The 20,471-nt window shown below is 55.1% G+C and carries 19 protein-coding genes; all 19 read left to right on the forward strand.

Annotated elements, in window-relative coordinates:
• Positions 1 to 12 precede the first annotated feature (12 nt).
• The 19 genes from AC6I79_RS07640 (at position 13) to AC6I79_RS07730 (ending at position 20,460) form a co-directional block, all read left to right on the forward strand.
• Positions 13 to 927, forward strand: a complete 915-nt coding sequence (locus tag AC6I79_RS07640) for an ABC transporter permease subunit (RefSeq protein ID WP_058771130.1) — start codon at positions 13 to 15, stop codon at positions 925 to 927.
• Between the two features lie 10 nt (positions 928 to 937).
• Entirely contained in the window at positions 938 to 2,221 is a 1,284-nt protein-coding gene (livM, locus tag AC6I79_RS07645; RefSeq protein WP_159377237.1) for a high-affinity branched-chain amino acid ABC transporter permease LivM, read from the forward strand.
• Positions 2,214 to 3,089, forward strand: coding sequence for an ABC transporter ATP-binding protein (locus AC6I79_RS07650; protein WP_021509824.1), 876 nt, complete (start codon positions 2,214 to 2,216; stop codon positions 3,087 to 3,089). Before livM ends, AC6I79_RS07650 begins: the two co-directional genes overlap by 8 nt.
• The gene (locus AC6I79_RS07655) at positions 3,082 to 3,831 is read left to right on the forward strand and encodes an ABC transporter ATP-binding protein (RefSeq protein WP_058757363.1); all 750 of its coding nucleotides are present in this window, start codon (positions 3,082 to 3,084) and stop codon (positions 3,829 to 3,831) included. Before AC6I79_RS07650 ends, AC6I79_RS07655 begins: the two co-directional genes overlap by 8 nt.
• Positions 3,832 to 3,951: 120 nt before the next feature.
• The gene (locus AC6I79_RS07660; RefSeq protein WP_159377236.1) at positions 3,952 to 5,373 is read left to right on the forward strand and encodes an EmmdR/YeeO family multidrug/toxin efflux MATE transporter; all 1,422 of its coding nucleotides are present in this window, start codon (positions 3,952 to 3,954) and stop codon (positions 5,371 to 5,373) included.
• 488 nt (positions 5,374 to 5,861) lie between these two features.
• Positions 5,862 to 7,712, forward strand: coding sequence for a glycosyltransferase family 25 protein (locus AC6I79_RS07665; RefSeq protein ID WP_159377235.1), 1,851 nt, complete (start codon positions 5,862 to 5,864; stop codon positions 7,710 to 7,712).
• Positions 7,702 to 8,481, forward strand: coding sequence for an NTP transferase domain-containing protein (locus AC6I79_RS07670; RefSeq protein ID WP_072217098.1), 780 nt, complete (start codon positions 7,702 to 7,704; stop codon positions 8,479 to 8,481). Before AC6I79_RS07665 ends, AC6I79_RS07670 begins: the two co-directional genes overlap by 11 nt.
• Positions 8,478 to 8,867 (forward strand): ParB N-terminal domain-containing protein, encoded by a 390-nt coding sequence (locus tag AC6I79_RS07675; RefSeq protein WP_058781325.1) that lies wholly within the window; start codon positions 8,478 to 8,480, stop codon positions 8,865 to 8,867. The genes AC6I79_RS07670 and AC6I79_RS07675 overlap by 4 nt, the downstream gene beginning before the upstream one ends.
• Positions 8,860 to 9,531, forward strand: coding sequence for an NTP transferase domain-containing protein (locus AC6I79_RS07680; RefSeq protein WP_058757368.1), 672 nt, complete (start codon positions 8,860 to 8,862; stop codon positions 9,529 to 9,531). The genes AC6I79_RS07675 and AC6I79_RS07680 overlap by 8 nt, the downstream gene beginning before the upstream one ends.
• Positions 9,531 to 10,760: a DUF711 family protein gene (locus AC6I79_RS07685; RefSeq protein ID WP_072208521.1), complete on the forward strand. Its 1,230-nt coding sequence runs from the start codon at positions 9,531 to 9,533 to the stop codon at positions 10,758 to 10,760. Before AC6I79_RS07680 ends, AC6I79_RS07685 begins: the two co-directional genes overlap by 1 nt.
• A gap of 16 nt (positions 10,761 to 10,776) precedes the next feature.
• A complete protein-coding gene (locus AC6I79_RS07690) occupies positions 10,777 to 11,481 on the forward strand; it encodes a methyltransferase domain-containing protein (RefSeq protein WP_211725530.1) in 705 nt (234 codons plus the stop codon).
• Complete coding sequence (locus AC6I79_RS07695; protein ID WP_058757371.1) at positions 11,474 to 12,220, forward strand: aspartate/glutamate racemase family protein; 747 nt, start codon at positions 11,474 to 11,476, stop codon at positions 12,218 to 12,220. The genes AC6I79_RS07690 and AC6I79_RS07695 overlap by 8 nt, the downstream gene beginning before the upstream one ends.
• Before the next feature lie 236 nt (positions 12,221 to 12,456).
• Positions 12,457 to 12,909 (forward strand): DUF6130 family protein, encoded by a 453-nt coding sequence (locus AC6I79_RS07700; RefSeq protein ID WP_021509834.1) that lies wholly within the window; start codon positions 12,457 to 12,459, stop codon positions 12,907 to 12,909.
• Between the two features lie 17 nt (positions 12,910 to 12,926).
• The gene (locus tag AC6I79_RS07705) at positions 12,927 to 13,922 is read left to right on the forward strand and encodes an alpha/beta fold hydrolase (protein WP_498027674.1); all 996 of its coding nucleotides are present in this window, start codon (positions 12,927 to 12,929) and stop codon (positions 13,920 to 13,922) included.
• Between the two features lie 73 nt (positions 13,923 to 13,995).
• A complete protein-coding gene (locus tag AC6I79_RS07710) occupies positions 13,996 to 14,736 on the forward strand; it encodes a response regulator (RefSeq protein WP_021509836.1) in 741 nt (246 codons plus the stop codon).
• Complete coding sequence (locus AC6I79_RS07715) at positions 14,733 to 16,043, forward strand: ATP-binding protein (protein ID WP_159377229.1); 1,311 nt, start codon at positions 14,733 to 14,735, stop codon at positions 16,041 to 16,043. The genes AC6I79_RS07710 and AC6I79_RS07715 overlap by 4 nt, the downstream gene beginning before the upstream one ends.
• Before the next feature lie 136 nt (positions 16,044 to 16,179).
• Positions 16,180 to 17,370, forward strand: a complete 1,191-nt coding sequence (locus AC6I79_RS07720; RefSeq protein ID WP_159377228.1) for a cytochrome c biogenesis protein/redoxin — start codon at positions 16,180 to 16,182, stop codon at positions 17,368 to 17,370.
• A 288-nt stretch (positions 17,371 to 17,658) separates the two neighbouring features.
• Positions 17,659 to 17,826, forward strand: a complete 168-nt coding sequence (locus AC6I79_RS07725; RefSeq protein ID WP_021313248.1) for a hypothetical protein — start codon at positions 17,659 to 17,661, stop codon at positions 17,824 to 17,826.
• A gap of 348 nt (positions 17,827 to 18,174) precedes the next feature.
• Positions 18,175 to 20,460, forward strand: coding sequence for a catecholate siderophore receptor Fiu (locus AC6I79_RS07730; RefSeq protein WP_059012197.1), 2,286 nt, complete (start codon positions 18,175 to 18,177; stop codon positions 20,458 to 20,460).
• Positions 20,461 to 20,471 lie beyond the last annotated feature (11 nt).

Below are 20,471 nucleotides of genomic sequence, written 5' to 3' on the forward strand. Positions count from 1 at the left end.
GCGAGAGACAATATGGACGCCTTCTTTATACAGCAGCTGATTAACGGCCTGACGCTGGGCGCGGTCTACGGGCTGATCGCCATCGGCTACACCATGGTTTACGGCATTATCGGCATGATTAACTTCGCCCACGGCGAGGTGTACATGATCTCTGCTTATCTGTGTGCGATCGGGCTGGCGCTGCTCAGCTACTTTGGCATTCACTCCTTTCCACTGCTGATCTTTGGCACGCTGTTGTTCACCATCGTGGTCACCGCTGCTTACGGCTGGGCCATTGAGCGCATTGCCTATCGCCCGCTGCGCAATTCCACCCGACTGGCACCGCTGATCTCTGCCATTGGCATGTCGCTGATTCTGCAAAACTATGTGCAGCTCAGTCAGGGACCGAATCAGCAGGGCATTCCCACCTTGCTCAGTGGCGTGCTGCGTATGGAGATCGACGGCGGCGTGGTGCAAATCACCTGGACCAAAGTGTTTATCCTGGTGGCGGCGCTGTGCGGGATGGCGCTGCTGACCTGGATTATCCAGTGCACCAAACTGGGCCGTATCTGCCGTGCGGTCCAGCAGGATCGGCGCATGGCGTCGATTCTCGGTATCAATACCGACCGGGTGATTTCGCTGGTGTTTGTCATCGGCGCGGCGATGGCCGGGCTGGCCGGGGTGCTGGTTACCATGAATTACGGCACGTTTGATTTCTACGCCGGCTTCATTATCGGCATCAAAGCCTTCACCGCGGCGGTGCTGGGGGGCATCGGTTCGCTGCCCGGTGCGATGCTGGGCGGTTTGCTACTGGGCGTGGCCGAGGCGCAGTTCGCCGGGCTGGTGAACTCTGATTACAAAGATGTGTTCTCGTTTTCGCTGCTGGTGGTGATTTTAATCTTCCGTCCGCAGGGACTGCTGGGCCGGCCGCTGGTCGCCAAAGTGTGAGGAAGCCAGAATGAATGCAATGACGCAAACAGGCGGCATCCGTCAGGTGCTGCTCGACACGCTGCTGGCCGGTGCCGTCGCGCTGGTGGTGTTCGGCCCGGTAGTGGGCGTGGTACTCAGCGGCTACAGTTTTACGCTGTCGCCGCTGCGCGTGGCGCTGCTGGTGGCGGTGGTGATGGCAGGACGTTTGTTGCTGGGGCTGTTTCTGCATACCGCCGTGGGGCGCCGTTTTCTGCGCAAGTTTGAGGGTAACGATGACGGCGTATACGTGCGTGAACCCGGGTACCGCTCGCGCCTGCGCTGGATAATACCGCTGCTGCTGGTTGTGGCCCTGGCGTTTCCGTTTCTCTCCAGCAAGTATCTGCTGACGGTGGCGATGCTCGGGCTGATCTACGTGCTGTTGGGTCTCGGGCTCAATATCGTGGTCGGCCTCGCCGGGCTGCTCGATCTGGGCTATGTGGCATTTTACGCCATTGGTGCTTACGGGCTGGCGCTGGGCTATCAGTATCTCGGGCTGGGTTTCTGGAGCATGATCCCCATCGCTGCGCTGCTGGCGGCATTGGCCGGTGCGCTGCTTGGCTTTCCGGTGCTGCGCATGCACGGTGACTATCTGGCCATCGTCACGCTCGGCTTCGGTGAAATTATCCGGCTGGTGCTGAATAACTGGCTGTCGTTCACCGGGGGGCCGAACGGCGTCTCGGTGCCGTCACCGACCTTTCTCGGCCTTGAATTCGCCCGCCGGGCAAAAGAGGGCGGCATACCGTACCACCAGTTTCTGCATCTCGATTACAACCCCAACATGAAGTTCATCTTTATCTACGTGGTGCTGGTAATGGTGGTGCTGCTGGTGCTGTTTATCAAGCACCGGCTGACGCGCATGCCGATTGGCCGGGCGTGGGAAGCGTTGCGTGAAGATGAAATCGCCTGTCGCGCCATGGGGCTGAATCACGTGCTGGTGAAGCTGTCGGCCTTTATGCTCGGCGCCTCAACCGCCGGTATTGCCGGGGTGTTTTTTGCCAGTTACCAGGGGTTCGTTAATCCCACCTCGTTTACCTTTTTTGAGTCCGCGCTGATTCTGGCTATCGTGGTGCTGGGCGGGATGGGCTCGACGCTCGGCGTAGTGCTGGCCGCGTTTGTGCTGACGGTGGCGCCCGAACTGCTGCGCAGCTTTGCCGAGTACCGCGTGCTGCTGTTTGGCATGTTAATGGTGCTGATGATGATCTGGCGTCCGCGCGGCCTGGTGCGCACCGCACGCGTCGGTGTGCCGCTGAGAAAAGGAGTACGCCATGAGTGATGCCATCCTGCAGGTTGATAACCTGATGATGCGCTTTGGCGGCATCAAAGCGCTGAATGATGTCAGTCTGCGCGTGGAGCGCGGCTCGGTCACCGCACTGATTGGCCCCAACGGCGCGGGCAAAACCACGGTATTTAACTGCCTGACGGGATTTTATCGCGCCAGCGGCGGGCGCATCGTGCTCAATGCCCATCAGCGCAGCACCGATGTGATCCAGGTGCTGGGCCAGAAGATTCAGCCGGGTGACTGGCTGCGGCCGGCGCGGCTGGGCTCGCGTATCTGGTACAAGATGTTTGGCGGCGCACATCTGGTCAACCGCGCCGGTCTGGCGCGCACCTTTCAGAACATCCGCCTGTTTCGCGAGATGTCGGTGGTGGAGAACCTGCTGGTGGCGCAGCATATGCAGGTCAACCGTCAGCTGCTGGCCGGCATTCTCAATACCCGCGGCTATCGGGCAGCGGAGAGTCGCGCGCTCGATCGCGCTTTTTACTGGCTGGAGCGCGTTGATCTGGTCAGCAGCGCCAACCGGCTGGCCGGTACGCTCTCTTACGGCCAGCAGCGCCGGCTGGAGATTGCGCGCGCCATGTGCACCCGGCCGGAACTGATCTGCCTCGATGAGCCCGCAGCGGGGCTTAATCCGGTCGAAACCGAGGCGCTGAGTCAGATTCTGCATCAGCTGCGCGCCGATCATCGCATCAGCGTGCTGTTGATTGAACACGATATGCCGATGGTGATGCGCATTTCCGATCACATCGTCGTGCTGGATCACGGTGACGTGATCGCCCAGGGCACGCCGCAGCAGATTCGTCACGATGCGAAAGTGATCGCCGCTTATCTCGGCGCGGAAGAGGAGAGCGAGCATGGCTGAAGCAATGCTGGCGTTTGAACAGGTGGATGTGTTTTACGGCCCGGTGCAGGCGCTGAAACAGGTGTCGCTGACCGTGGCGGAGGGGGAAACCGTGGCGCTGATTGGGGCCAACGGTGCGGGAAAATCCACGCTGCTGATGTCAATTTTTGGTCAGCCGCGCATTGCCAGCGGCGAAATCCGTCTGCGCGGTGAGCCCATCAGCCAGCGGTCGACCCATTTTATCGCCGCCAGCGGCATTGCTCAGGCGCCGGAAGGACGGCGCATCTTTCCGGATATGACGGTGGAAGAAAACCTGCTGATGGGCACCATCGCCATCGGCGAGCGCTACATGAAGCAGGATAAAGAACGCATGTACACGCTGTTTCCACGCCTGCTGGAGCGGCGAAAACAGCGGGCAATGACGCTCTCCGGCGGCGAACAGCAAATGCTGGCGATCGCCCGCGCGCTGATGAGCCGGCCGCGTCTGCTGCTACTGGATGAACCCAGCCTCGGGCTGGCCCCGCTGGTGGTAAAGCAGATTTTCAGCATCCTGCGCGAGCTGACGCAGCAGGGCATGACGCTGTTTCTGGTGGAGCAGAACGCACGCCACGCGCTGCAACTGGCGGATCGCGGTTATGTGATGGTCAATGGCGAAATTCGTCTGAGCGGCAGCGGCAGCGAACTGTTGCATAACGAAGAGGTGCGCAGCGCCTATCTGGGCGGCAGCGTCGGCGCGGGCGGGGAGTCGGCGAAAAGTTTGTAATAATGATTAAATGGTGACGGGAAACACTTTGCATAATCGTTAGCAGCCTATCATCATTATTACTCTACTTCTTAACCAAAGTGATTTGGTACTCCCTTGCAAAATCCTGGCGTAGCAGTAATGCGGGCGATCAGAAACACGGCGTGGTATCCCAAACGCCGTGCTTATCGCACGCTGTTGTGGCGTGAAATCACCCCACTGGCGGTGCCCATCTTTATTGAGAACCTGTGCGTGATGCTGATGGGGGTTCTCAGTACCTTTCTGGTGAGCTGGCTGGGCAAAGAGGCGATGGCAGGCGTCGGGCTGGCCGACAGCTTCAACATGGTGATCATCTCCTTTTTTGCCGCTATCGATCTCGGTACCACGGTGGTGGTGGCGTTCAGCCTGGCCAAACGCAACGGTAAGCGGGCGCGTGCGGCGACGCGGCAGTCGCTGGGCCTGATGACGGTGCTGGCGTTTGTGCTGGTGATCGCCATCGAGTTCTGGGGGCATCTGATCGTGGACGTGATCGCCGGTAACGCCGAGCCGCAGGTAAAAGAACTGGCGCTCAGCTATCTGCAAACCTCCGCGTGGAGCTATCCGGCGGCGGCGATTGCGCTGATAGGCAGCGGCGCGTTGCGCGGTGCCGGCAACACCAAAATTCCGATGCTGATCAACGGCGGCATGAATATCCTGAACATCATCATCAGTAGCGTGCTGATTTACGGTGCGCTCGGCTGGGAAGGGATGGGGTTTGTCGGCGCCGGGCTGGGATTAACCATTTCACGCTATATCGGTGCCGCTGCGGCTATTTACGTGCTATATCGCGGCATCAGCCCGGCACTGAAAATCACGCTGGCCAGCTATTTCCGCCGCTGGGATCGTAACATCCTGATGGAAGTGCTGGGGATTGGCGTACCGGCCAGTATCGAATCGGTGTTGTTCAACGGCGGTAAACTGCTGACGCAGATTTTTGTCGCTGGCATGGGCACCAATGAGATCGCCGGTAATTTTATTGCCTTCTCCATTGCCACGCTGATTAACCTGCCGGGCAACGCGCTGGGTTCGGCGTCGACCATTATCACCGGCAGGCGGCTGGGGAAAAATCAGGTGATGCAGGCGGAGCGGCAGATCAAACACGTGTTCTGGCTGGCGATGATTGGGCTATGCACGCTGGCGTTGATCACCGTGCCGCTGGCGGGCACGCTGGCGCGGTTCTATACCCGCGATCCGCAAGTGATTGAGGTAACCAAACACCTGATCTGGCTGAATGCCGTCTTTATGCCTATCTGGACCGCTTCCTGGGTGCTGCCGGCCGGGCTAAAAGGGGCGCGCGACGCACGGTACACCATGTATGTATCGATGTTCAGTATGTGGGGCGCGCGCGTGGTGGCCGGTTATCTGCTGGGCATAGTGCTGGGCATGGGGGTGATTGGCGTCTGGCTCGGTATGTTCCTCGACTGGACGGTGCGCGGTATCTGTTTCTGGTGGCGTTTGACCAGCGGCAAATGGCTGAAAAATTACCGCAAAATGCTCGCGAAGAGTAGTGGCCCACAGGGCTGAGGAATCCCCACAAATAAAGACAGGCACAGGGTTTTATGATCGGGTTATTGCGCCAGCAAAAACAGATCGTACCCTATGCCTGCCATACCCGGCCCCGCCTCAAGCCGCACGGCTATTTTCGGACTGACCGCTGCCTTTCCGCTGGCAACCTAACTCAGCGCTTTCGTGAATTCGAACGTGATGCGACAACTGTGCGCCTTGCCAGTCATTCAGAGTTTACACAAATCTTCAAGCTTGCAGCCCGGGGCAGGACAGTACACAAAGCTTGCCTTCGTCGTGGCGGTTATACATCCAGCTGCGATGATTCAGCGCGAGTTAAATGATCGATGGCTGTCAGGCTGGCGCAGCCCGAACAAGGTGCCGGCACCGGCTCGTTACCCTGCTGATCCCTTGCCAGTAAACCTAAAAAATTTTTTTATTTTCCTTAAGAATCGTCTTTATTGCGCCGTCCTGAAAATGAGAGCTTTCTTAGTGCGATGGGTGTAGAGATGATGGCAGTCAACTGGCAGACGATAGATAAGGTTGTATACATCAACCTGAACAAACGCAAAGATCGCAGGGTGCGCATTGCTCGTCAATTAAAAGCAATTGGCGTACCACGTGAAAAGATTGTCCGTTTTGAGGCTATTGAAGAAGCGCCAGGCTATATCGGCTGTATTAAATCACACATTCTCGTGCTGCAAATGGCTCAGCAAAACGGCTGGAAAAATGTATTGATTCTGGAAGACGATATGGTTTTCCATGATGATATTCAGACCAAACAGCGAATTGACCTATTTCTCTCCTCTTTACAGCAAATCAACTGGCATGTCGCGCTGCTCGCTGCCCACTATGATAACGTCGTGCCGTTAAAAAGTGTGGATTTTATTGTTAAGCCGCAATATGCATGGTGCGCTTGCGCTTACATTGTGAACGGTGATTACTACTCCACTCTCATTGATAATTATGCAGAAAGCTTGCAGGGGTTACTGGCGGGTGGCGTTCCTCAGTGCTGGGCTTTAGATGTACGCTGGAATAGTTTGATAAAACGTGACCGCTGGTTGGGTATCTTTCCCAATGCGGGCTATCAGGCCGCTGATAAAAGTGATATCGAAAACCAACCTGTTGATTATCGAGCGCATTTCGCTAAAAAATTAGAAGAAATAGTGTGGCCAGCCTATCAACCTGACGAAGAAAAGATAAAAGTGGATATCTTTTTCCAGTGGGCCCCCGGCTGGACTAACTTTGAGTCGGTATATCGCGCTATGCAGGCCAAACCGCATTTTGATTGTCAGATTATCCTTGCGCCCTATTTCAGTCGGGGCGCAAAAGCACCGGATTACACTGCACAGCGTGATTTATTAAATGATAAGGGTATCCGGTATACCGAGTATCACGAGTATGAGATTACGGCGCGTAAGCCGCATGTGGTTTTTTTACAAAATCCTTATGATGATGCACGTCCCAATGAACTGCAAAGTTTGACGCTTAATCGACGCAATATTTCTATCGCCTATATTCCTTATGGATTAGATATGGGTGATGGTGAGAGAAACCGTGTTTATCAGTATAATCTTCCCTGTCAAAATGTTGCCAGGTGGGTATTCGTTCGCTCTCAGCGGCATAAAGATGAGTTTGCTAAATATTGCGGAAATGGCAATCAACACGTTTATGTCAGCGGACATCCAAAGCTTGATAACTATACATCACGCTTTGGCGCCCAGGCGGATGGCAAAGTTAATAAAGACAAGCCAACGCTATTATGGGCACCGCATTTCGTCATGCCTGATGATGAAAAGATGTGGTCTACATTTAATTTATATACACAGGCAATGCTCGATATCATCAAACGTGATGACGTTAATTTGATTATTCGGCCACATCCGCTTTTTAAACAATTTCTGGATATTCGTATAGAGCGCGGAACACACAGCGAAACTGCTCAGAACTGGCAAATGCTGCGCGAATACTCTCATCTCAAATCACATGTGGAGTGGGATTTTTCTGCTGATTATCGCTACGCCTTTTCACAATCAGATGCGCTGATGGCAGATGCAGGATCGTTTTTGCTGGAGTATTTACCGTCGCGTAAGCCAATCCTTTTCCTGACTCATGAAAATTGCCTCGGTATTAACAGTAGCGCTGAATTTATTTATGACGCTTATGACGTTGCGAATGAATCCGCAGATATTAAAACTTTCGTTGATAATCTTGTTTCAGGCAAGGATCCCATGCGTGATAAGCGACTGCAGGTTTTACGTGATGAACTTCATATGCCAGAGCAGGGCGCAGGCAGTGAGATTGTAAAAATCATTGAAAAAACCCTTATGCCCGCTGGAGTTCATCACAATGTCTTCTAAACGCGCCGCAATATTACTGGTTGCTGGTCAGGGAACGAGAATGGGGCATCTGACCCTAAATTATCCTAAATGCTTGCTGCCGGTCGGTGAAATCACCGTGCTGGATACGTTGCTGACTGAGCTGTTAAAATGCGGCGAGCGTGAAATTGTACTGGTTACCGGTCATCAGTCATCAGTTGTAGAACGCTGGATTAAAGATAATTATGCTGATGCTAATATTAAGTTAGCGCACAATGATAATTATAAAAATGATGTCAACATATTATCCGTTGAAAAAGGTGTCAGCGCGCTTAATTATCCTGAATATGGCTATACAATTATCGAAACGGATGTTCTGCTGGATCCACGTGTATGGCCGCGGTTAATGCAAGCTGAAATGGGCAGTGACAGTTTTTGGCTCACCCATGGTTATTACAACTCTTGCCTTACTGGCGGTATTGTCGAAGCCAGTAAAGCTGAACCTGCTATAAAGAAAATTGCCTATGTGCCCGATTACGACTCCGCATTTGATGGCTGGATGAAAATGGTCGGCTTGCTAAGTGTCTCTCCGGAACAGGTGGAAAACGATCGACGCCTGCGGCAGACGTTTTTACAGACAAGTACCCAGCAATATTACATGGCACCCTGGATTGTACACCGCTCTTGCTTACCCTGCCGTGCTGTAGATATTACGGATTTGTTTGCAAGATCTTTCAACGAAGAAGTCGATTACCGGCAGGCGGTTGCGGATTATCATTTATTATTAGAAAATTTTGAGGCACTAAAATGAATGTAGAGTTTTTTGAACCACAAAAATTGCGCCATATTGAAAAATTCAGTTCACGTCGCGTTGAATGGTTGCGTGATAAAATTCTTCAGGAAGGCGTATGGGTAAAACCTCTGGCGCTTGATCTACACCATAATCTGGTACTGGACGGCCAGCACCGTATGGAAGTCGCGCTCAGTCTGGGACTAAAAAGAGTGCCGGTCGTACGATTTGATTACGCCTCGGTGCCATTAAGATCGTTGCGCGAAAATCATCAATTTGACTGGCAGGAAGTGGCCAGGCGTGCACTAATCAATGACATCTACCCTTATAAAACGGTAAAGCATGATTTCGTTGTACCCATGCCGGTATGTCAATTTTCGCTGCAGGAGTTAGGCTATCATGGTTGAAAATGCCATCATTCTGGCCGCCGGCAGAAGCCTGCAACTGGATGGTAAAAATAAAGTTTTAATTCGCCATCCCAAAACGCGGAAAACGATTCTCGACTATGCTATTGATGCCTTTCATGGGAAAAAAATTACCGTAGTGATTGGCTTTGGTGCGTTACAGATTATGGAGTCCTACCCCGATCTGAATTACGTTATCAATGACAACTGGGCAACGACTAATAATGCAATGAGTCTGGGATTGGCCCTGAATCAGATTAATAGTCCCACGTATGTTGTCTCGGGAGATATGTTTTTTTCTCCTCAACTTATCCATGAAATGGATCACGCTGAGGGAAATCTCGTTTTGACTCACCAGCGGCATAATCGCATGCTGACCTCCATTCATTGTGACGTTAATCGCCAGGGCATCGTGGAGGAGACGTATCTGGGACCGATACGCGCCGCAGAGCACCCTGAGGCTATGGGTCTGTTTAAAGTCAGTGACATGGCACTCCTGAGTCAGTGGCATAAGCAATGCCTGCGGTATGGTAATTTGTATGCCGCCCAAACGTTACCGTGTCAGAAAACGACAGCACTCTACGCTCACGACCTGGGGGAGCATGCATTTAATGAAATTAATACGCTGGCAGATTACTGGCGTCTGATGCAGGAGGATCACGGTTAATGATACGAGCTATTACGCTGGGCTTGCCTTACTCCGCTATTTCCGACGGGCATTCTGAGTCACGTTTACATCACTTTCGCACGTTAGTGATTGATAAACTCCAGTCTCGTCGTTGGCCACTGCGAACCTTACGTTTAACTCTGCCACCATTGAATGATCGTGATGAAGATGAGATTTATACCCTGCCAGCACGAATAAATTCAATCAATGCGTTGGCTGAAAGACTTGATATTCGTTGGTTTTGCTTACCGCTGGACTTAACGCATGGCGATAATTACCGCGGACGGTTAGATGCCGCGTTTGCTTTACTCTTCAGGCAACCGCGTATGTTTCTGAATCTGATGGTAGCCGATGAGCAGGGTATAAATATTCGAGCCAGCCATGACGTTGCCCGTTTCATGTTGCAGGTAGCACATCGCAGTAATAATGGCTTTGATAATTTCCGCCTCGGTGCCTCATTGCGTTGTCCGCCAAATGCCCCGTTTTTTCCGTTTTCCCGGCATGAAGGTGAGACACTGAAGTTTAGTTTTGCCCTCGAAACTACCGATATTGCTTTGGAATTGAGTGAGCAGGTACGGGAAGGCAACATGCTGCTGGCGGACTTTGCTGACCAGTTTATTCTTCGACTCTGCGCACGCTTACGCGAAATTGATGCATTCGGTCATGAGCTGGCGTCTGATTCAGGGCTTGACTATGCCGGTCTGGATGCCTCACTGGCGCCTTTTCCAGATGGCAGTATTTCTGTCGGCAGGTTAGTTGAAAATCTTGGTGCGCGTCCTGGTGGCGTTCAGGGATCACTCTTTATAACCAGTATTCTGACGAATGCGATTAAAAGCGCAGTCGCAATCAGTGGTGCTCGCGCAACGGGTTTCAATGGCGTCATGTTCTCAGTACTGGAAGATGATGCCCTGGCGAGTACCAATAATCGTCGTGCATTAAGCATTGATACGCTTAATGCATGGTCAACTGTTTGTGGTTGTGGATTAGATATGCTCCCGGTGCCAGGTTCGACACTGCCTGAAGATATTGCCGCGATTATTCTTGATACGGCTGCACTCGCGGTGCGGTTAACGAAACCGCTCGGTGTACGTTTATTACCTATTCCTGGCGGAGAGGTAAATGAATTTACACGTTTTAATTATGACTTCCTCTGCAATAGCCGCATTATGAATGTCGCGAAAAGTGATGTTGATTTTTCTGCTGATAATGAACGCTGGACGTATCGCTAAAATCAGGCTTAATGAAATGTTAGATGCAAAAAAAGTGAAGGATTTTTGGGATCGCCGACCGGATAATTACAATAAGTTATCGTTTGAAAGTTTAGCAAATCTGGAAAACGATCCAAAATTTCTCGATATTAAAATTCGCACAGAGATGCAAAAAGTTTTTGCCTGGTTACCTGACCTGACAGGGAAAACGGTACTTGATCTCGGCGCCGGGGTCGGGCAGTGGGCTTTTCGCTTTCAGCATGAGGGCGCAAAAAAAATCACCGCTGTAGAGTTTTCAGCTGCAATGATTGAAGTGGGTAAGCTTGAAGCCAGCAAACGCAATATTGAAAATGTCGATTTCATTCTTTCATCTGCCGAGAGTTATTGTAGCTCAGAGCAGTACGATGTCATTTTCATATCTGGCCTGATGATCTACCTTAATGATGAGCAAGCTGAAAAATTGTTAAGTAATTTGCGTACTTACAGTAAACCAGAAAGCACTATATTATTGCGTGATGGTACGGGTGTCGGTGAAAGATTCGAAATCAATAACCGCTATTCTGCGAATCTGCAAGCAGAGTATTCGGCTACATATCGAACTGCTGAGCAATACGAAGACCTATTTGCGCGGCATGGTTTCAGCTTAACCAGGAGTGAAAATATGTTCCCTGAAGGTCATATGCTTAATAAGTATCCTGAAACCCGATTACGCCTTTATCACTTTGAGCAAAAAAATGGTTAATATCTCACCTCTCTATGACGATGTTAGCTGGCCGGCAGATGAAGGTGTTTTAGGCGTCGTAGGCGTAGCCCCCTGGGCAACACTGGATTTTTGCCAGCAGCTGTATGGCCTGGTTCAGGCAGATAAAGAGTGGCAATATCCGCGACTTATTATTGATAATAATAGTAAAATTCCCAGCCGCGGGCGTCATTTGCAACTGGGTGAACGTGATCCTTCTCCCTGGATTCACGCAACTATTACAGAACTCGCTGCTGCGGGTGCGACGGTTGCCGTTGTGCCTTGTAATACCGCTCACCTCCTTTGGTCGCGCTGGAGCAAGGACGCAGCTATTCCGGTTATTAATATTATTGATGCCACACTTGAGCATATTGCGCCTCAGGGCAAGCGGGTTGTTGTGCTCGGTTCGCAAATGTTGTACCAGAGCAGGCTGTATCAGAATGCGCTTACGCAACAGCACGCCGAGATCGTCAATGTAGCTGCATCCACCCAACAGCTTTTGACACGCTGCATTAACGAGATAAAAGCCACAAAAAGCGTGTCTGAACTCTCAATGCGGCAGTTAGCGGACGCCGTAAGTAGCTGGAAGCAACAGGGCGCTACGCACATTATTCTGGCTTGCACAGAGTTGAGTTTGTTAAAACACAGCGCGATCTGGCAGGAAATGACGTTAATTGATTCGAGCGAAGCTCTCGCGCGTGCCGCTTTGCGCGCCATATCATTTCGCCGCCTGCGTGATTAAGGCGGACGAATTATTTCAACGACGAAGGGCCGCTTATCTCATTAATTTTCCCGCCCCCGGGCCTGTGAAAATCCTGCTTTGATTTTCACCCGGGCGGGGTAAACACCGATTTGTATCACACTGTATCTCCCGCCACACAGCACACACGCCGTTGCATAACCCACCAATCTGTACATATCCGCTATACATCGCCGTGGTCTTCTGTACGCATCAACCGAATGCATGGAGATACCACGATGTTAACCCGACTGTTTATTTCAACGTTACTGATGGGCGCCTCTGCGACCTGCGCCTGGGCGGAGCGACTGAGCGCTGCTGATGTGCTCGGCCCGGCGGCCGTGGCGCCACTGGATCATCCTCAGCCGCCTGCGCGATTAATTGTGGATGCGCCGCTGGCCGGACCGCTGCGCAAGGGCGCGGTGTTTATCCAGTACCGGGCAGAAAACCTGCGCATCGAGCCAGTGTTTGGCCAGGAAGCGCTGAAAATCACGCCGCGCATCGGCCACATTCACGTCATCGTCGATGACAACCCGTGGCACTGGGCGGACACCAGCGGTGAGCCAGTGATTCTGGTCGGTCTGCCTGTCGGGCCGCACAAGGTCACCCTTATTCTTGCCGATCCTACGCATAAACCGATCGACAGCAAAACCATCACCTTTAACGTGCCCGTACAGATTGCACCGCACTGATGACCCGGAGATAAATTATGAAAACACTGTTACGTCAGACTCTGTTGGCAACGCTGATTCTCACGGCGGCAGGCACCGCGTTTGCCGCCCCCCCGGCCTCACACGATTACGCCGCTGACTTCAGCCACGTGCAGCTGATCAACGCGGGCGTGCTGAACACAGGCTATGTGGACATCGGTCCGCGTGATGGTCAGGCGGTGATCCTGCTGCACGGCTGGCCGTACGATATCCAGAGCTATGCTCAGGTGGCTCCGGCGCTGGCGGCAAAAGGGTATCGGGTGATCGTGCCGTATCTGCGCGGCTTCGGCAGCACGCGCTTCCTGTCGGATAAAACGCCGCGTAACGGCCAGCCTTCGGCAATGGCAGCGGACGTCGTGGCGCTGATGGATGCGCTCAATATCAAACAGGCCGTGCTGGGCGGCTTTGACTGGGGCGCACGCACGGCGGACATCGTCGCAGCGCTATGGCCAGAACGGGTAAAATCGCTGGTGTCGGTCAGCGGCTATCTGATCAGTAGCCAGCAGTTGGGTAAAAAACCGCTGCCGCCACAGGCCGAACAGCAGTGGTGGTATCAGTTCTATTTCGCCACTGAGCGCGGTCAGCAGGGGTATGCCGCCCATACACACGACTTTGCGAAACTGATCTGGCAGCAGGCATCGCCCGGCTGGAAATTCAGCGATGCCACCTTTAACCAGAGCGCCAAAGCGCTGGATAATCCGGATCAGGTGGCGATCACTATCAGCAACTACCGCTGGCGCCTGGGCCTGGAAAAAGGTGAGCAAAAATATGCCGCTTATGAGAAAACATTAACCACGTTACCGGCAATTCGCGTCCCCACCATCACCATCGAAGGGGATAATAACGGGGCGCCGCACCCGGCACCGGAGACGTACCGTACCAGGTTCAGCGCCAGGTACCAGCATCGCACCTTCACGGGCAATATCGGACACAATCCGCCAGCGGAAGCACCGCAGGCGTTTGTGCAAGCCGTTGAGGATGCGGCCGCACTGTAGCGGAGTAATTCACGACCCGGACCGGCCATCGCGTGCCGGTCTTTTTTGCATAAGTGGCTGACAGGAGGCTGTTTTGGAGCACGTTGATCACATTCTGGTGGTGGATGATGACCGGGATATCCGCGAACTGATAACCGACTATCTGATTAAGTCCGGTTACCGCGCCACCGGTGCGGCCAATGGCCGCGAAATGCGCGCTGTGCTGAGCAGCAGCCTGGTGGATCTGGTGGTGCTGGATATCATGATGCCGGGTGACGATGGCCTGACGCTGTGCCGTCAGCTGCGCAGCGATCCCCGGCAGAACCTGCCGGTACTGATGCTTACTGCCCGCAGCGAAGAGACCGATCGCATTCTCGGGCTGGAGATGGGGGCGGATGATTACCTGATCAAACCCTTTGTGGCACGTGAGCTGCTGGCGCGCATCAAAGCGATCCTGCGCCGTACCCGGGCGCTGCCGCCGAATTTACATATTACCGGGGCCGGCCGCATCATTGCCTTTGGCGAGTGGCAGCTGGATACCTCCGCGCGCCATCTGCTGGACAGCGACGGCGTGATTGTGGCGCTGAGTGGCGCAGAGTACCGCCTGCTGCGCGTGTTTCTCGACCATCCGCAGCGCGTGCTGAATCGCGATCAGCTGCTCAACCTGACGCAGGGCCGCGACGCGGAGCTGTTTGAGCGCTCGATCGATCTGCTGGTTAGCCGGCTGCGCCAGCGGTTACGCGAAGATGCCCGTGAACCGGCCTACATCAAAACGGTACGCAGCGAAGGTTACGTACTGGCGAGCACGGTGGTGATCAAAGAGGCGCATCAATGAGGCTATGGCCGCGATCGCTGCTGTCACGCCTGCTGATTATCGTGTTGGGCGGGCTGCTGCTGGCAAATACTCTCACGCTGGCAAGCCTGCTGATTGAACGCATGAGCAGCGCTAAAAGCGTGATGCTGGGCAACCTGGAGTACGATGTGGCGACCAGCGTGGCAATCCTCGATCGTCTTCCGGCGGACGAGCGTCCGGGCTGGCTGGCGAAGCTGGCGCGCGGCAACTATCGCTACAGTCTGTCGCCGGGCGAAGCGGGGCCGTATCCCTCCAGCTGGCGCACGCGCGACGCGGTACGCTCACTGCAGGAGGCGCTTGGCGGGCGCTATCAGATGAGCATTCATGCGATTCCGGGGCCGCGGGAGCATATTCAGGTGCATCTGACGCTGCATGACGGCGCGCCGCTCACGCTCGATCTCTGGCCGCGCATGCCGGCGATTGCGCACTGGCTGCCGCTGGTGCTGATGGGTCAGCTGCTGCTGCTGCTGTTCTGCGCATGGCTGGCGGTGCGGCAGGTGGTGCGACCGTTTGTGCGCTTTACCCAGGCGGTTGATGCGCTCAAACCGGCCGCCAGCCACGCACAGCTGATGGCAGAGAACGGCCCGGATGAAGTGCAGCAGGCGGCGCGTGCGTTTAACGCTATGCAGCTGCGGATTCAGGATCACCTCAAAGCGCGTGCGCAAATCCTTGCGGCCATCTCCCACGATCTGCAAACCCCGATCACGCGCATGAAGCTGCGGGTGGAGATGGCGGAGCAGCCTGAGCTGCGCGACAAACTGCTGAGCGATCTCGATAACATGAGCCGCCTGGTGCGCGAGGGCATCGCCTATGCACGCTCATCGGAAGTGCTGGAGGAGAAGCGCCAGTGCGTCAGCCTCAACGCGCTGCTGGATAGCGTAGTCTGTGACTATCAGGATGTCGGTAAAGCGGTGAACTTTGTGCCGTACACCGGCCATGACACCTTCGCCGTGCGGCCGCAGGCACTCCGGCGCATCATGACCAACCTGATCGACAATGCGCTCAAGTTTGGCGGCGAAGCGGAGGTTGAACTTTGTTCGCCCCAGGGTGACAGCGTAGAGATTCGGGTGCGTGATAACGGGCCTGGCATCCCGGAGGAGGCGTTACAGGCGGTGCTGGAGCCCTTCTACCGCGTGGAGAGTTCGCGCAATCGCCACACCGGCGGGACCGGGCTCGGCCTGGCGATCGCCACCCAGCTGGTGAGCCAGATGGCGGGTAGCCTGCAGTTGCGTAACCGGGCAGCTGGCGGGCTGGAAGCGTGCATCATCCTGCAGCAGCAGGATGTGTAACCTGATGTATCTGCCTGCCCGCTACACACATAATCCGACAAAACGGCGTTTCCCCGACACAGCCTGAACACATGCGGTGGATGTAATAGACGTACTGCCGGACGCGCAGACGTTTATCCACCGTATGAGGTTCTCTATGACACTGCTTATCGCTTTTCTCGCCGGGATGCTGACGCTGCTCAGCCCCTGTACCTTACCGATTATTCCTTTTGTATTTGCCAGCGTACGCGGTCGTCGCGGACAGCTGCTGGCGCTGCTGAGCGGCATGGTCCTGATGTTCACGCTGGTGGCGCTGCTGGTATCGCTTACCAGCCACTGGGTCAGTCAGGTCACCAGCATTGGTCGCGACCTGGCGCTGTTGTTCCTGGCGATAGTCGCACTGACGTTAATCTCCACGCGCATCGCCCAACGCGTTACCCGGCCGTTTGTCGCGCTGGGTAATCGCCTCAACGATGCCAGCCAGCGGCGTAGCGGGGTGCTCGCCGCGCTGCTGGCGGGCCTGGCAACCGGTCTGCTGTGGTCGCCCTGTGCCGGACCGGTGCTGGGCGCGATCCTCAGCCTGGCCGTCGTGGGCGATCATCCCCTGTCGGTTGGCGTGTTGCTGCTGGCGTATGGCAGCGGTGCCGCGCTGATGCTGGCGCTGCTCTATTTCGCCGGACGCTCGCTGGTAGCGCGACTGCGTCCGGGGCTGGCGATGAGTGCGCGGCTGCGTCAGGCGGCGGGCGTGCTGATGCTTGCCTCGGTGGGCGTGATTGTTACCGGCTCACAGAGCCAGCTGCAGGCAGCGCCCGCTTTTGCCCTGAAGCTGGAGCAGCAGCTGAGCCAGTGGCTGACCACGCCGGCACCCAAAGTACGCCTGGAGCCGGTTAGCCTGCCGCAAACCAGCAGCGCCTTGCCGTCGCTGGAGGGGGGCACAGCGTGGCTGAACGGGGCACCGGTGACGCCTGCCACGTTAAAGGGCAAAGTGGTACTGGTCGATTTCTGGACCTGGGATTGCATTAATTGCCAGCATACGCTGCCATACGTGCGCGACTGGGCCAGTAAGTATCAACGTGACGGGCTGGTCGTTGTGGGTGTGCACACGCCGGAGTACCCGTGGGAGCGCGATGAAAAGGCGCTGAAGCGCGCGATTACGCGCTGGCAGCTGCCCTACACCGTAGTGGCGGATAACAATTACAGCATCTGGAACCGTTTTGGTAATCAGTACTGGCCCGCGCACTACATCTTTGATGCACATGGCCAGCTGCGCTACACCGCGTTTGGTGAAGGCAACTATGAAGAGCAGGAGAGGGTGATTCAGCAGTTGCTGAAAGAGGCGCGTGCATGACAGGTCTGGCGACCCGCCCGCGCCGCCACTGCTTCTCATTTAGGTTGTGGTTCGCGGGCTATGACTTTGAAAGCCGGGGGTGACACAGGGACTATCAGGCAAACAGCGTGCGGCATTGCCGGGGACCTCCCAGCCCGTAGGGGCACCTTTCAGGGTGACCGTCATGGCGCAGCCACCGTTGCCACTCCAATATGCAAAATGCAGTAATCCAACGCATAACTTGTCGTTTGGTTCCGCGTCCAGGCTGGGGTTTACTGTCAGCGTTAACCTTTTATGGAGAAGCTGACAATGAAGAAGATCCTGCAGCAGTGGCTGGCGCGTCTGGCAGCCAGCAAAGCCGCCACCCCTGACGGGCGCGAATTCGACCCCGGTGAGCATATCGATCTGCTGATCCCGATCAGCCAGCTGTACGGCGTGGAGTTTCATCCTTCCGTGTATCGCTACTATGAACGATAACCGCCGCCACCAGCGCATGCGCTATTGCTACTGGAATGAACTGTGCACGCCAGACTAAAAACCCGCTCACGCCGAGCGGGTTTTTTTATGCTGTTTGCCCGCCTGATGAAAAAATTGCCGTAACGTCCCGCCGGTTTGTTCAATTGTATTGATTTCGTAATTTTAACGTAAAGAAAAGTATTCCCAAGCGGCAGCGTGCGTGTAAGAATATAAAGGTAAATGATAACCATTGGCGTTATCATTTAGGTGTTGTCTGGGAAAACCGTGTTGATTCAGTGCTATGTCTGAATGGCAGTTGCGGTTAAGACAATGAGTGCGTTAATAACGATAAGAAACTCACCTTTTAACATGGATAAAAATCGCCAGCTGCCGTTTGGTAGCTTCAATTCGCTGACCCTGTTCACCGGGCTTTGTATTGGTATTTCGCCGGCTGCGGCGCTGGGTGCCGATAACTCCGGCAAAAAATCTGATGATACGCTGGTGGTTGAAGCGCGTACGCCGTCGCTGTACGCGCCAAATGCCTCGGCCGATCCCAAATTTACCCGTCCGCTGGTGGATACCACCCGCACCATGACGGTGATTCCGGATCAGGTTATTAAAGATCAGGGCGTCACCAATCTGACCGACGCGCTGAAAAACGTGCCGGGCGTCGGGGCGTTTTATGCCGGGGAAAACGGCAGCTCAACCACCGGCGATGCGGTGTACATGCGCGGTGTCGATACCTCTAATAGCATTTACGTGGATGGCATTCGCGACATCGCCAGCGTCACGCGTGACACCTTCAACACGCAGCAGGTGGAAGTGATCAAGGGGCCTTCCGGCACCGACTATGGTCGCAGCGCACCATCCGGCTCGATCAATATGATCAGCAAACAACCGCGGCTGGACACCGGGCTTGACGCGTCAGTCAGCGCCGGCAGCGCGTGGATGCGCCGCGGCACGCTCGATTACAACCAGGCAATCAACGACAATGCGGCGTTCCGCCTTAACCTGATGGGTGAGAAAACCCATGATGCGGCGCGTGACAACATCCAGAACGAGCGTTATGGCGTCGCGCCTTCGCTGGCGCTGGGACTGGACACCGCAACGCGGCTGTACGTCAACTATTTGCACGTCCACCAGAACAACACACCGGACGGCGGTATTCCGACGGTTGGCCTGCCAGGCTATTCGGCACCGTCTGCCGCGTATGCTGCGCTGAACAATTCCGGCAAGGTCGCCACCAGCAACTACTACGGCACCGATTCTGATTTCGATAAATCGACCACCGACAGTGCCACGCTGCGCTTTGAACACGATTTGAGCGATAACACCACGCTGCGCAACACCACGCGCTGGTCGCGGGTGAAGCAGGAGTATCTGCTGACGGCGGTGATGGGCGGAGCCAGTAACATTACTGCACCCAACCCGAACGATGTGGGCAGCTGGCGCTGGTCGCGCCTGGCAAACACCAAAGATATCAGCAACCGTATTCTCACCAACCAGACCAATATCACCTCGAAATTTACCACCGGTTCCGTCGGGCATGATGTGAGTGCGGGCGTAGAGTTCACGCGTGAAAACCAGACCACCTATGGCGTTAACGCGCTGACCCCACCTGCGGTGAATATCTACCATCCCATCAGCAGCATTTCGATTGGCGGTCTGGACCGCAACGGTGCGAACGCTAACGGGCAGACTGACACGTTTGGCATCTATGCATTTGATACGCTGGCGATTACCCCTGACTTTGAGCTGAACGGCGGCATTCGTCTCGACAACTACCATACCGAGTACGACAGCGCGACGGCCTGTGGCGGCACCGGACGCGGCGCGCTGGCTTGTCCGGCGGGCGTGGCGCGTAATACGCCGGTGACCACGGTGGACACGGCGAAATCCGGCAATCTGGTGAACTGGAAAGCGGGGGCGCTCTATCGTCTGACCGAACAGGGCAACCTGTATGTGAACTACGCCATCTCCCAGCAGCCGCCGGGTGGCAGCAGCTTCGCGCTGGCGGCGGGTGGCAGCGGCAACAGCGCCAACCGTACCGATTTTAAACCGCAGAAGGCCAAATCCAGCGAAGTGGGCACCAAGTGGCAGGTGCTGGACAAGCGGCTGCTGCTGAACGCCGCGCTGTTCCGCACCGACATCGAAAATGAGGTCGATGCCAACGATGACGGCACTTACTCGCAAACCGGCAAGAAGCGCGTGGAAGGCTATGAACTCTCAGCAACCGGCAACATAACGCCAGACTGGGAAATCATTGCCGGTTACACCATGCAGCACGCGTCGGTGCGTGAAGGTGCCAGCGTGGCGCAGGATGGCTCATCCGCGCTGGCCTATACGCCGAAGCACGCCTTTACGCTGTGGACCAACTATCAGGCCACTGATGCGTTGTCGGTGGGCGCGGGCGCACGTTACGTTGGCAGCCTGCGTCGCGGCAGCGATGGGGCCGTGGGCACGCCGGATCACACCGAAGGCTACTGGGTGGCTGACGCGAAGCTTGGGTATAAGGTCAACAATAACCTCGACCTGCAGCTCAACGTGTATAACCTGTTTGATACCAACTATGTGGCATCGATCAACAAGAGTGGCTACCGCTATCATCCGGGCGAGCCGCGTACCTTCCTGTTGACGGCTAACGTGCATTTCTGATGGTCAACCGT

The organism is gamma proteobacterium symbiont of Scutellera amethystina, assembly GCF_059730845.1.

What these genes read in the sequence shown, in the direction of transcription:
- AC6I79_RS07640 (WP_058771130.1), top strand. Translation starts at nt 13, where the DNA reads ATGGACGCCTTCTTTATACAGCAGCTGATTAACGGCCTGACGCTGGGC.
- livM (WP_159377237.1), top strand. Translation starts at nt 938, where the DNA reads ATGAATGCAATGACGCAAACAGGCGGCATCCGTCAGGTGCTGCTCGAC.
- AC6I79_RS07650 (WP_021509824.1), top strand. Translation starts at nt 2,214, where the DNA reads ATGAGTGATGCCATCCTGCAGGTTGATAACCTGATGATGCGCTTTGGC.
- AC6I79_RS07655 (WP_058757363.1), top strand. Translation starts at nt 3,082, where the DNA reads ATGGCTGAAGCAATGCTGGCGTTTGAACAGGTGGATGTGTTTTACGGC.
- AC6I79_RS07660 (WP_159377236.1), top strand. Translation starts at nt 3,952, where the DNA reads ATGCGGGCGATCAGAAACACGGCGTGGTATCCCAAACGCCGTGCTTAT.
- AC6I79_RS07665 (WP_159377235.1), top strand. Translation starts at nt 5,862, where the DNA reads ATGATGGCAGTCAACTGGCAGACGATAGATAAGGTTGTATACATCAAC.
- AC6I79_RS07670 (WP_072217098.1), top strand. Translation starts at nt 7,702, where the DNA reads ATGTCTTCTAAACGCGCCGCAATATTACTGGTTGCTGGTCAGGGAACG.
- AC6I79_RS07675 (WP_058781325.1), top strand. Translation starts at nt 8,478, where the DNA reads ATGAATGTAGAGTTTTTTGAACCACAAAAATTGCGCCATATTGAAAAA.
- AC6I79_RS07680 (WP_058757368.1), top strand. Translation starts at nt 8,860, where the DNA reads ATGGTTGAAAATGCCATCATTCTGGCCGCCGGCAGAAGCCTGCAACTG.
- AC6I79_RS07685 (WP_072208521.1), top strand. Translation starts at nt 9,531, where the DNA reads ATGATACGAGCTATTACGCTGGGCTTGCCTTACTCCGCTATTTCCGAC.
- AC6I79_RS07690 (WP_211725530.1), top strand. Translation starts at nt 10,777, where the DNA reads ATGTTAGATGCAAAAAAAGTGAAGGATTTTTGGGATCGCCGACCGGAT.
- AC6I79_RS07695 (WP_058757371.1), top strand. Translation starts at nt 11,474, where the DNA reads ATGGTTAATATCTCACCTCTCTATGACGATGTTAGCTGGCCGGCAGAT.
- AC6I79_RS07700 (WP_021509834.1), top strand. Translation starts at nt 12,457, where the DNA reads ATGTTAACCCGACTGTTTATTTCAACGTTACTGATGGGCGCCTCTGCG.
- AC6I79_RS07705 (WP_498027674.1), top strand. Translation starts at nt 12,927, where the DNA reads ATGAAAACACTGTTACGTCAGACTCTGTTGGCAACGCTGATTCTCACG.
- AC6I79_RS07715 (WP_159377229.1), top strand. Translation starts at nt 14,733, where the DNA reads ATGAGGCTATGGCCGCGATCGCTGCTGTCACGCCTGCTGATTATCGTG.
- AC6I79_RS07720 (WP_159377228.1), top strand. Translation starts at nt 16,180, where the DNA reads ATGACACTGCTTATCGCTTTTCTCGCCGGGATGCTGACGCTGCTCAGC.
- AC6I79_RS07725 (WP_021313248.1), top strand. Translation starts at nt 17,659, where the DNA reads ATGAAGAAGATCCTGCAGCAGTGGCTGGCGCGTCTGGCAGCCAGCAAA.
- AC6I79_RS07730 (WP_059012197.1), top strand. Translation starts at nt 18,175, where the DNA reads ATGGATAAAAATCGCCAGCTGCCGTTTGGTAGCTTCAATTCGCTGACC.